Source organism: Myxococcus sp. NMCA1, from assembly GCF_026810205.1.
Taxonomy (GTDB): Bacteria; Myxococcota; Myxococcia; order Myxococcales; family Myxococcaceae; genus Myxococcus; species Myxococcus xanthus_A.
Map to the genome: position 1 here is coordinate 4,437,596 of NZ_CP113950.1, position 12,581 is coordinate 4,450,176.

At 70.4% G+C, this 12,581-nt stretch carries 1 protein-coding gene and 1 pseudogene (1 of these 2 cut by a window edge); both read left to right on the plus strand.

The features are described from left to right. Positions 1-11,992, plus strand: the 3' portion of a protein-coding gene (locus tag OZ403_RS18835; protein WP_268784761.1) for a non-ribosomal peptide synthetase/type I polyketide synthase. It extends 1,154 nt beyond the left edge of the window; the window shows 11,992 of its 13,146 coding nt (coding positions 1,155-13,146); its start codon lies beyond the left edge, outside the window; its stop codon occupies positions 11,990-11,992. A gap of 71 nt (positions 11,993-12,063) precedes the next feature. Then, a pseudogene (locus OZ403_RS18840) lies at positions 12,064-12,474 on the plus strand (condensation domain-containing protein); the annotation flags it as partial. Positions 12,475-12,581: the final 107 nt, after the last annotated feature.

Genomic DNA, 12,581 nt, shown 5'->3' on the forward strand with positions numbered 1-12,581 from the left:
CCTGCACTTTGAGCGCGCCAACCCGGAGATTGACTTCGAGCGCAGCCCGTTCTTCGTCAACACCGCGCTCAAGGCGTGGCCGCGGGAGAATGGGCCGCGCCGTGCGGGTGTGAGCTCCTTTGGCATCGGCGGGACCAACGCGCACGTCGTCCTGGAAGAGGCGCCTCCAGCGGACGAGAAGGCGCGCGGCCACCGTCCGCTGCACGTGGTGACGTTGTCCGCCCGGACGCCGTCCGCCCTGGAGGTCATGGCTCGCGAGCTGGCGACGCACGTGGAATCCGCGCCGGGACTGGCGCTGGAAGCTGTGGCCTTCACCCGGAACGTGGGCCGCCGTTCCTTCGAGCATCGCCGTGCGGTGGTGGCGGCGGATGGGGCTGAACTGGCGGAGCGGCTGCGCAAGCCCGCGGCGGTGGAGGCGGGGCGGAATCGCCGCGTGGCCTTCTTGTTTCCGGGGCAGGGTGCGCAGGCGGTGGGCATGGGCCGCGAGCTGCACGCGGTGGAGCCGGGTTTCCGGAAGGACGTGGACGCGGCGCTGGCACGGCTGGAGCCTTCGCTTGCCGCCGAGGTGCGCGCGCTCTTGTTGCCCGCGCACGGACAGGAGGCCGTCGCGGCCCAGAAGCTGGCGGACCCTCGTGTCGCGCTGCCCGCGCTCTTCATCGTCGAGCACGCACTGGCCCGACTCTGGATGTCTTGGGGCGTCCGGCCGCATGCGGTGCTGGGTCACAGCTTTGGTGAGTACGCCGCGGCCTGTGTGGCGGGTGTGTTGTCGCCGGAGGACGGCCTGCGGCTCGCGGTGGTGCGTGGCGCGCTCATGGCGCGGATGCCCGCTGGCGCGATGCTCGCGGTGGGGTTGGAGGAGGCGGAAGTCGTTCCGTTCCTCAGCGAGGGACTCTCGCTGGCGGCCGTCAACGGCGAGGGCCGATGCGTCGTCTCCGGACCGGTGGAGGCCATTGACGCGTTGCAGGCCATGCTGTCGAGTCGCGGCGTGGGCATGGTGCGGTTGCCGTCGGCCCATGCCTTCCATTCCAGCGCCGTGGAGCCGCTGATGGTGGACCTGGCGCGGGCGGTGTCCTCGCTGCGCCTCAAGGCGCCGGAGTTGCCGTACGTGTCCAGCCTCACGGGTACGTGGATTCGCCCGGAAGAGGCCACCGACCCCACGTACTGGGCCCGGCAAATGCGACAGCCGGTGCGCTTCGCCGCGGGCCTGGAGACGCTTTTCGGGGATGGGTGCAGTGTCCTGCTGGAGGTGGGACCAGGGACGGACCTGACGTCGCTGGCGCGGGGGCGGGCGCGCAAGGAGCGACAGCTGGTCGTGGCGCCTTCGCTGCGCCGCCGTCCCACCGAAAGCGATGCCCGTGGGCTGTTGCAGTCCCTGGGAGACCTCTGGGCGGCCGGTGTGGACGTCGCCTGGGAGAAGTTCCATGGCGCGGAGCCGCGCCGCCGCGTGTCGTTGCCCACGTATCCGTTCGAGGAGAAGTCCTGCCGACTGGAGTCGTCGGGCGCGCCGCTCGTGTTGCCCATGGCCTCCGTGGCCGTGGCAGGGGCCGCGCTGGCTGGCACCGGCTCCGTGCTCCCCATCGCCCCCCCTGGCGCATCGGCTCCCGTCACCGTGGGGGAGATCCAGCAGCGCGTCATGGATATCTGGCGCGAGCGTCTGGGGGCGGTGGATGTCGGCCCGGATGATGATTTCCTGGAGCTGGGCGGCAACTCACTGATGGCGGCGCAGATGCTTACCCGTCTGCGTGAGACGTTCTCCGTACAGCTTCCGCTGAGCGCGCTGTTCGAGGCCCCCACCGTGGCGGGCATCTCCGCGCGCATCGAGGCGATGCTCCAGGCGGCGGGCCCCCTGGCTGGCAGGGCGGCATCCGAGGTGATGTTCCGCATCGACCGCGCGGGTGAGCTGCCGCTGTCCGTGGTGCAGGAACGCGTCTGGCGGATGGAGCAGCTCGACCCGGGCAACCCGTCCCTCAACATGCCCCTGGCCGTGCGCATCTCAGGCGCGCTGGATGTTCCGGTCCTGGAGCGGAGCGTCAACGAAGTCATCCGCCGGCACGAGATGCTCCGCGCGACGTACCGCGTGGAGGACGGGCGTGTGCGCCAGCGGTTCTCCGCCGAAGTCCGCATCCAGGTGCCAGTGGTGGACCTGCGTTCCCACGGGGGTGACCGGGAGGCGGAGGCGCTGCGGCTGGCACTGGATGAGGCGGTGCGGCCGTTCTCCCTGGAGCAGGGGCCCATCGTCCGCGCCAGCCTGCTGCGACTGGCCGAGGCCGAGCACCTGATGCTGCTCACGGTGCACCACATCGCCTCGGACACGCTGTCCATGGTGGCATTCTTCCGTGAGGCCGCGGCGAACTATCAGGCGTTCCTCGCGGGGCAGCCCGCTCCGTTGCCGGAGCTGGCGGTGCAGTACGTGGACGCGGCGGCCTGGGAGCGCCGCTCGCTGGCGGGTGGAACACTTGCGGCCCAAGAGGCGTACTGGCGCGAGGTGCTGGCGGACCTGCCTCCGTCGTTGGAGCTGGCCTCGGACCGGCCGCGAGGGGCCGACCTGCGGCTGCGTGGCGCCCGCTTCCCGGTGGCCTTCTCGCGTGAGCTCAGCGCGGCGTTGATGGGCTTCAGCCAGCGTGAGGGTGTGACGCCCTTCATGACGCTGCTGGCGGCCCTGGCGTCGGTGCTCGCCCGGTACTCGGGACGCGAGGACATCGTGGTGGGGACGCCGGTAGGCAACCGTGCCCGGGGCGAGCTGGAGCCTCTCATCGGCTTCGTGGCCCATGCGATGGCCCTGCGCACCGACCTGTCGGGTGACCCGTCTTTCCGCGAGCTGGTGGCGCGTGCCCGTGAGACGACGGTCGGCGCGTCCAGTCACCAGGACGTCCCCTTCGAGCACTTGCTGCCGTTGGTGGCCTCCGGAAGGGACCCGGCACGCTCGCGGCTGTGTGACGCGGCGCTGGTGCTACACGCGCACGTCACCACGGCGCCGCCCTCCGTGGCGGGCCTGGACATGCAGTTGGTGGAGGTGCCGGGAACGCCCGCGCAGTTCGGTGCCACGCTCGGTGAGCTGACGCTGCTGCTGAACGAGAGCGAGAGCGGAGGCTTTCACGGCTTCATCGAGTACGCCACCGACCTTTACGACGAGCCGCGCATCGCGCGCCTGTCGGCCCACCTCCAGACGTTGCTGGGGGCGGCCCTCGCGAACCCAGCGCTTCGCGTGTCACGGATGCCGCTGTCGGCCCCGGAGGAACGAAGCGCTGTCGCGCGGGTGCCTGCTTCGTTGGAAGGGGATACCAAGTCTGGTCAGGCCGTGGCTTCCAGCGAGCCGCCTTCCGGTCCGTCATCGAGCATTGGGCATCGGGACCTCGCGGATGCGGCTGTGCTGGCACGGTTTGCTTCGTGGGTGGCACGGACGCCGGACGCGGTGGCCATCAGCATGGGCGACCGTCGCCTGTCGTGGCGGGAGTTGTCGGCAAGGGCCCGAGGTCTCGCGGCCCGGTTGAAGCAGGAGGGCGTGGGCAGTGACGTGCCGGTGGCGGTGCGCATCACGCAGTCAGTGGAGTCGGTCATCGCGCTTTGGGGCGTGCTGGAGGCGGGCGGCGCATGCCTTCCCGTGACGGCCGGAGAGGTCGCGGAGCTGATGTCCCTGTTGCCTGCTCAGGGGCCCCGGTTGTTGCTGGTGCCCCGGACGGAGGACGTGCCGGCGTTGCCGAAGGGAATCCGCGCCCTCGCGGTGGGCTCGGTCGATTCGATCGCGGAGGCGGCGGAGCGCGTGCCCGCGGAGCGGTTGGCCTTCATCGTTCCAGCGCCCGAGGTGCTGGGCGGACACGGCCGGGTCATGCTGAGCCACCGCAACGTCGCGCACGTGCTGGCCGCACTGGATGCCCGGACGGGCGCGGGCGAGGGGGACGTGTGGTTGGCGGCGGGTGGTCCTTCGGCCGACCCGTCGGGATTGGACGTGCTGTGGGCACTGGCGCGCGGAATGCGCGTCGTCCTTCCACCCGAGCGGCTCGCCGCGCGCTTCGCCGTCCTGGGCCGCAAGCCGGACACGCGGCGGCCTCTCGACTTCAGTCTTTCGTATTTCGCCAACGATGAGGACTCGCTGGGCGAGGAGAAGTACGAGCTGCTCCTCGAAGGCGCGAAGTTCGCGGACGCACACGGCTTCTCCGCTGTCTGGACGCCGGAGCGGCGTTTCCACTCCTTCGGTGGCTTGTATCCGCAGCCTTCGGTGGTCGGCGGCGCGCTGGCGATGCTCACGCGGCACGTGCAGATTCGCGCGGGCAGCGTGGTGTTACCGCTCCATGACCCCATTGAAGTCGCCGAGCAGTGGTCCGTGGTGGACAACCTGTCCCGTGGGCGCGTGGGGCTGTCCTTCGCCACGGGGTGGCACGCGAATGACTTCTCGCTCTCACCGGGGACCTTCGACCGGCGGCGCGAGGTGCTCATCGAGCGCCTGGAGGAAGTGCGGCGGCTGTGGCGCGGCGGCACGGTGCTGCGGCGCAACGGCGCGGGCAATGCAGTGGAGTTGGCGCTACGGCCCAAGCCGAAGCAGAAAGAGCTGCCGGTCTGGCTGACGTCCACCGGCAACCCGGAGACGTTCCGGAAGGCCGGTGAGGTGGGGGCGGGCATCCTCACCAACGTGCTCGGACTGGGCTCCAACCTGGACGAGCTGGCGACGAAGGTGGCGCTCTACCGCGAGACGTACCGCAAGGCGGGACACGGCCCAGGCCAGGGGCACGTCACGTTGATGCTTCACACCTTCCTCGGCCAGGACCTGGACGAGGTGCGCGAGGCCGTGCGCGAGCCGCTGCTGCGGTACTTCCGAAGCTCGGTGGACGTGTTCGCCAACCTGGTGGCGAGCCAGGGCCTTCAGGTGGATGTGCGCGGCCTCACGCCGGAGGACGTGGAGGTGATGCTTGCCCAGGGGGTGGAGCACTACATCAAGGAAGGTGGCCTCTTCGGCTCGGTGGAGGACTGCGTGCGCGTGGTGGAGCGCGTGCGCTCCCTGGACGTGGACGAGATTGCCTGCCTCGTCGACTTCGGCGTGGAGCTGGAGCCGATGATGTCCAGCCTCCGCCTGCTGGACGTGGTGCGCCAGCGCAGCCAGGTGCAGGCCCTGCCCGCGGACGCGGTGCTGGCCGAAGGCGATGCTGGATTCGGCGCACTGCTGTCGCTGGTGCGAGACGAGGGCGTCACGACGCTGCGCTGCGCGCCGTCGCAGGCGCGTGCCCTGGCGGAGCTTCCTGGCGCCGAGGCGGCGCTAGGGAGCGTTCGTCTCTGGGTGCTTGGGGGCGAGCCGCAGGACGTCGTCACCTCGGCGCAGCGGGTGGCGGTGGAGTCTTCTTTGGTGGGCGCGGCGTGGCCGTCTCCCGCTTCGGCGCCCGTGTACGTGCGGGATGCGTCCGGCGCCCCGGTGCCCGTGGGCGTGGTGGGGGAGCTGGCCCTGGGCGGCGCGACGGTTCCGCTGGGCTTCTGGAATGACCCGGAGGCCACGCGGGCGCGCTTCATCTCCGTTCCGGGCTCGGATGAGCACTTCTTCGTGACGGGCCAGCGTGCCCGTTTCCGCGACGCCGGCGAAGTGGAGTGCGTGGCCCCCGCGCGTGCGACAAAGGCGCGACGTTCTATCTCGCAGCCAGCTCGCGGCACCGCGGGCACCCAGGCCCCTGCGCAGCAGACGGTGGGACCGGAGGTTTCCTCCGCGATGGCCACGCCCGTGGTGCGCGTAGGTCGGGACAAGCCGCTACCGCTGTCCTTCCCCCAGCAGCGCATCTGGTACCTCCACCAGTTGGACCCGGCGGGCATCGCGTACAACAACACCGTCACCCTGCGTCTCGATGGCGCGGTGGACGAAGAACTCTTGGAGGCCGCGCTGAACGCGCTGGTCCGCCGGCATGAAGTCCTGCGCACCACCTTCGCGCTCGAAGACGGCGGTGCGTACCAGGTGATTGCCGACGCCATGCCCCTGGTGCTGGATCGGCTGGAGGCCCGAGGCGGCACGTTGGAGGCGCGGGAGTCGGACGCGCTGAAGCAGGCCCTGACCGAGGCGCGCAAGCCCTTTGACTTGATGCACGGGCCGGTGATGCGAGCCGTGCTGATTCGTATCAGCGAGTCCGTGTCCGTGCTGCACCTCACGCTGCACCACATCGCCTCGGACGGATGGTCTGGGGGCGTGCTCTTCCGCGAGCTGGTGGCGGGCTACGAAGCGCTCGCGGCGGGCCGGCCGTCACCGCTGCCGGAGCTCCCGATTCAGTACGCGGACTACGCAGTGTGGCAGCGCGGCTGGCTGGAGGGGCCGGGCATGGAGGCCCAGCTCGCGTACTGGAAGAATCAGCTCGCGGGCGCGAAGGTGTTGGAGTTGCCAACGGACCGTCCGCGTCCCGCGCGCTGGACGGGCCGGGGCGGCCGTCTCCAGGTCTCCGTGGACAAGCCGGTGATGGACGCGGTGTGGGCCGTGGGCCGTCGCGAGGGCGCCACGCCCTTCATGGTGCTGACGGCGGCGTTCCAGACGCTGCTGCACCGGTACTCCGGGCAGGACGACATCATCGTCGGAACGTCCGCGGCGGGCCGCAACCGTCCGGAGCTGGAAGGGCTCATCGGCTGCTTCCTGAACACGCTCGCCATCCGAGGCGACCTGTCGGGAGCCCCCACCTTCGTGGAGCTGCTGCGCCGGGTGAAGGCGGCGTCGATAGGGGCGTACGCCCACCAGGAGATTCCGTTCGAGCGGCTGGTGGATGAGCTGCGCGTGCCGAGAGACCCGAGCCGCATGCCGCTGGTCCAGGCGATGCTCACGTTCCACAACACGCCGCCCGTCGAGGTCCACACGCCAGGGCTGGGCGTGAAGATGGTGGAGCTGGACATCGGTGCCACCAAGGTGGACTTGTCGTTGGAGCTGCGTGAGACGCCGCAGGGCCTCACGGGCGCCTTGGAATACCCGGCGGACCTGTTCGACCTGTCCACGGTGGAGTTGCTGTGGGCGCGCTTCGTCCGGCTGCTCCAGGGCATCGCCGCGAATCCGTCGCAGCGCGTGTCGGAGTTGCCGCTGCTGTCCGACGCGGAACGCCAGCGGATGCTGGTGGAGTGGAACGACACCCGCGAACCCTTCGCGGCGGACGCGACCCTGCATGGCTTGTTCGAGGCGCAGGCTGCTCGAACGCCGGACGCGGTGGCGGTAGTGGCTGAGGGCCAGCAACTCACGTATGCGCAGCTGGATGAACAGGCCAACCAGCTCGCGCACCATCTGCGTACGCTGGGCGTGGGGCCCGAGGTCCGCGTGGGGCTGTGCGCGGAGCGCTCCGTGGAGCTGGTGGTGGGGCTCCTGGGCGTGTTGAAGGCCGGCGGCGCGTTCGTCCCCTTGGACCCCGCGTACCCCACGGTTCGGTTGACGCACATGATGCGGGACGCCGGGCTGTCCGTGGTGGTGACGGTGGATGACATCGCGGACGTGCTCCCCGCGGGCGGTGAGCTGCTCGTCGCGGTGGACGGCGACGGACGCCACATCGCGCGCAATCCGTCGGAGCCACCTCGCGTGGGTACGTTGCCGGAGCATCTGGCATACGTCATCTACACGTCCGGCTCCACGGGCACTCCGAAGGGCGTGTTGGTACCGCATCAGGGCCTCTGCAACACCCTGGGCACCATCATCCGGGCGCATGACGTGCGGCCTGGGCGGCGCGTGCTCCAGGCGGCGGCGCTCGGGTTCGATGCGTCCGTCCTGGAGGTGTTGTCCACGCTGGTGGCTGGGGCGGAGCTGCACCTGGCGCCGCGCGAGTCACTGCTGCCGGGAGAGCAGCTGCGCGGGCTGTTGGCGTCGCGGGGCATCACCACGGTGACGCTCACGCCTTCGTCCCTGTCGCAGTTGGAGCCGGAGGGCCTTCCCTTGCTGGAGACGGTCATCTCCGCCGGAGAAGCCTGCTCGCCGGAGTTGGCGCGGCGCTGGAAGCCGGGGCGGCGACTGCTCAACGGATATGGGCCCACGGAGGCGTCTGTCTGCGCGACGCTCTCCACCGAGCTGGACGTGGAGCGCCCGGACATCGGCCGGCCCATCGCGAACATGTGCGCGTACGTGCTGGATGGGTGGGGGCAGCCCGTACCTCCGGGCGTGCCGGGCGAGCTGTACCTGGGCGGACCGGGCGTGGCGCGGGGGTACCTGGGGCGACCGGAGTTGACGGCGGAGCGCTTCGTCCCGGATGCATTCTCGGGAGAGGCGGGGACGCGGCTGTACCGCACGGGCGACCGGGTCCGCTTCCTCGCGGACGGGCGCCTGGAGTACCTGGGCCGCACCGACTTCCAGGTGAAGCTGCGCGGCTTCCGCATCGAACTGGGTGAAGTGGAGGCGGTGCTGCGCCAGTACCCCGACGTGCGTGACGTGGTGGCCCTCGTGCGCGAGGACACGCCGGGAGCGCGGAGGCTGGTGGGGTACGTCGTGCAAGCCGCCGAACTGGACGCGTCGGCGCTGCGCTCGTTCATGAAGGAACGGTTGCCCGACCATCTGGTGCCCGCTGCCTTCGTCGCGCTGGACGCGCTTCCGCTGTCACCCAGCGGGAAGGTGGACCGGGCGGCGTTGCCGGCTCCAGACGCAGCGCGCGGAGGCAACGCAAAGGTGTACACCGAGCCGCGCACCGAGGCGGAGAAGGCGTTGGCCGCGCTCTGGGCGCAGGTGCTGGGCGTGGAGCGCGTGGGCCTGCACGACAACTTCTTCGAGCTGGGCGGCGACTCCATCCTGGGCATCCAGATCGTCTCCCGAGCCAAGGCCCTGGGGCTGGAGCTGGAGCCGGCCATGCTCTTCGAGCGGCAGACGCTCGTGGAGCTGGCGGCCGCCGCGGGGACGGCGAAGGCAGGCACGGCGGAGCAGGGGCTGGTGGAGGGGCCCGTGCCGCTGACACCCATGCAGCGCATCTTCTTCGACGAGTGGGCGTTGCCTCAGCCGCACCACTACAACCTGGCCGCGGTGCTGGAGGTGCGCCGCCCGGTGGATGCCGCGCTGTTGGAGGAGGCGTTGCGGACGCTGGTGTCGCACCACGATGCGCTCCGGCTGCGCTTCACGCGGGCACCGGAAGACTGGCGCCAGTCCGTCGCGGGCGTGCCCGAGCGAGTGCCCGTGAGGCGCGTGGACCTGTCTTCCGTGCCGGAGGCGGAGCAGGGCGCCGCGTTGGAATCCGTGGGCGCGGAGGTTCACCAGAGCCTGGACCTGGGCGAGGGACTGCTGCTGCGCGCTGCCTTGTTCGAGCGGGGTGCGGGCCGTTCGTCCCGGCTGCTGCTGGTGGTGCACCACCTGGCGGTGGATGGTGTGTCGCTCCGTCCGCTGCTGGAGGACCTGGAGACGGCATACTCGCAGCTGGAGCGGGGGGCTCCGGTGTCGCTGCCGCCGAAGACGACGTCCTTCAAGGCGTGGGCGGAGCGGCTGGTAGCGCATGCTCGGACGGACGAGGTGGCGCGCGAGCTGCCGCTCTGGAAGGCCTCGCGTGACGTCCCCTCGCTCCCGGTGGACCTGTCAGGCGGCGACGACACCGCGGGCTCGGAAGCGCTGGTGACGGTGACGCTGGACATGGATGAAACGAAGGCGCTGGTGGGCGAGGTGCCCCTGGCGTACCGGGCGCGCGTCGACGAGGTGCTGCTCACGGCGGTGGCACGCGCGGTGTCCCGCTGGACGGGCAGCCGCAATGTGCGGCTGGAGCTGGAGGGCCATGGGCGCGAGGCCCTCTTCGGTGACGTGGACCTGTCTCGCACCGTGGGGTGGTTCACCAGCACCTTCCCGCTGGAAGTGGAGTTGCCGGAGGCGGGCAGTCCAGGAGACGCGCTCAGGACGCTGCGGGATGCACGGCGGCGGTTGCCGGTGAATGGCATGGGCTATGGATTGCTGCGCTACCTGCGCGAAGACACGGCCCAGACGCTGCGCGCCTCGTCGCGCGCGGAGGTGGGGTTCAACTACCTGGGGCAGCTCGACGCGGCGGCTCGGGGGGCGGAGCGCTTCGCCCTCACGGAGGAGCCGAGCGGCGCGTGGCATGGCGCGGGAGGCCGCCGGCCGCACCGTCTCGAGGTGAATGCCGTGGTGAGCGAGGGCCGGCTGAAGGTGGCCTGGGCCTACAGCACGCGCGTCCACCAGCGGGCGACCATCGAAGTCTTGGCTGACGGCTTCCTGTCATCGCTGCGTGAGCTGATGGATGGCCGGAGTACGCCGGACGCGGCGCGCCGTTCGCCTGGGGACTTCCCGCTCGCGCGCCTCTCGTCCTCGTCCCTGGACCGCTTACTGCGGCAATTCCCGAACCTGGAGGACCTGTACCCGCTCACGTCGCTTCAGCAGGGCATGCTGTTCCATGTCGCGCTCGCGCCCCAAGGCTCGGGGGTCTTCCACGAGCAGTTGGCGTGGACGTCACGTGGGAAGGTGGATGTCGCCGCGCTGCGACGGGCGTGGGCGGTGGTCATCGCTCGCAACGCCGTTCTGCGAACGTCCTTCATCCACGAGGGACTGCCGGAGCCGCTCCAGGTGGTCCATGCCAAGGCGGACCTGCCCTGGACGGAGCACGACCTGCGTGGTGTTCCCGCCGAGGAGCAGCGCGCCCGGCTTGAGGCGCTGGTCCGTGAGGACCGTGCCCGTGGCTTCAACCTGGCGCCCGCGCCTCTGGCCCGGATGGAGGTGGTCCGCCTGGCCGAGCAGGAGTACCGCTTCCTCTGGAGCCACCACCATCTGGTGATGGACGGGTGGGGCGTGGGCGTGATGTTGAAGGAGGTCTTTGCCTGCTACGCGGCGCTGACGCAGGGGCGCGACGTTGCCTTGCCTCGTCCCGCGGCCTGGCGCGACTACATGGCCTGGTTGCAGCGGCAGGACCTGTCCCGTGCCGAGGCGTTCTGGCGCGAGGAGCTCGCGGGCTTCACCACGCCAACGCCGCTGCCTGGCGCTCGGGCCGCCGCGCCCGGGATGGAAGCCGCCGTCACGGGTGAGGAGATTCTGTGGCTCTCGGAAGAAGCCACGGCCGCGCTTCAGGCCTTCGCACGGCGCAACGCGGTGACGCTCAACACGCTGACGCAGGGCGCGTGGGCGCTGCTCCTCGGGCGCTATGCGGGCCAAGAGGACGTCGTCTTCGGAGCCACCGTCTCCGGGCGTCCCGTGGACCTGCCGGACGCCGAGTCCATGGTGGGCCTGTTCATCAACTCGCTGCCCATCCGGGTGGGCCTGTCTTCCAACGCACTGGTGGTGCCCTGGCTGCAGAAGCTCCAGGCACGGCAGCTGGAGATGCGGAAGTACGAGCACAGTCCGCTGGTCCAGGTGAAGGGCTGGAGCGACATGCCTCGGGGCCTGCCGCTTTTCGAGAGCCTGCTCATCTTCGAGAACTATCCGCTCGACACCTCGCTGGGACAGGGCGTGCCGGGGCTGGAGGTGGTGGACGTGGAGAGCCATGAGCAGGGCAACCACCCGCTCATTGCCTATGTGGTTCCCGGTGACAGGCTGCGCTTGAGCCTGGCCTACGCTCCTGAGCTGCATGGCTCGGACGTGGTTGCCGAGTTGCTGGAGCACTGGCGCATCCTGCTGGAGGCCCTGGCCTCTGGCGTGGAGCGGCTCGCCGGCGTGACGGTGCCGGGGGACGCCGAGCGGCTTCAGGCCATGGCCATGGCGCGGGTGGCCCCCGCTGGCCACGCCGCGGAGTACGTCGCCCCTGCGACGCCGGAGGAACTGGCGCTGGCGGGGATCTGGACGGAGCTGCTCGGCCGGCCGCGCATTGGCGCCCGGGACGACTTCTTCGCTCTGGGCGGACACGCCGGGATGGCCGCGCGGATTGTGGCGCGCGTGCGTGAAGCGTTGGGCGTGGAGCTGCCGCTGACGGCGGTCTTCGAATCGCCCACGCTCGCGGGCATGGCGGAAGTGGTGTCCCGGATGGCGGGCTCGATGAAGCGGCTCGCGGATGACGCCATCGCACCGGCGTCGAAGTCGCTGGACCCGGCCGCATTGGATCAACTGTCGGACGAGGAACTGGACGCGCTGTTGGACGCGACCGAGGCGGAGAGCTGAGCCATGGGAAATGAGACGGACAAGAAGCCCACGCTCACGCGCGAGGAAAGCTCGCGCTGCTCGCGAAGCGGTTGGAGAAGAAGCCCCGGCCCGCGCTGCCGCTGACGTTTTCTCAGCAGCGGATATGGTCCCTGGAACAGCGCTCACCCGGACTGCCTGCCCACCACCTGCCGCTGGTCCTGGAGCTGTCTGGCCGGCTGGACGTAGCCGTGCTGGAACGGAGCTTCCAGGAAGTGGCGCGGCGCCACGAGTCACTGCGCACGCACTTCGGCGAGGTCTCCGGCACACCGGTGCAGTTCGTCGAACCCCAGGCACGCCCGCCGTTCACGGTGGAAGGACTGGAAGACGTCCCAGATGCGGCGCGTGAAGCCGCCGTGCGCCAGCGCATCCAGCAGGAGCTGGAGACACCATTCGACCTGTCCCGCGGCCCGCTGGCTCGCGGGGTGTTGCTGCGCGTGGATCCGGAACGCCATGTGCTCCTGGTGGTGGTGCACCACCTCATCTCCGACCCTGTGTCCATGGGCGTGCTCACCCAAGAGGTCGTGGCGCCTATGACGCCTTCGCCCAGGGCCTGCCGTCGCCGCTCCCT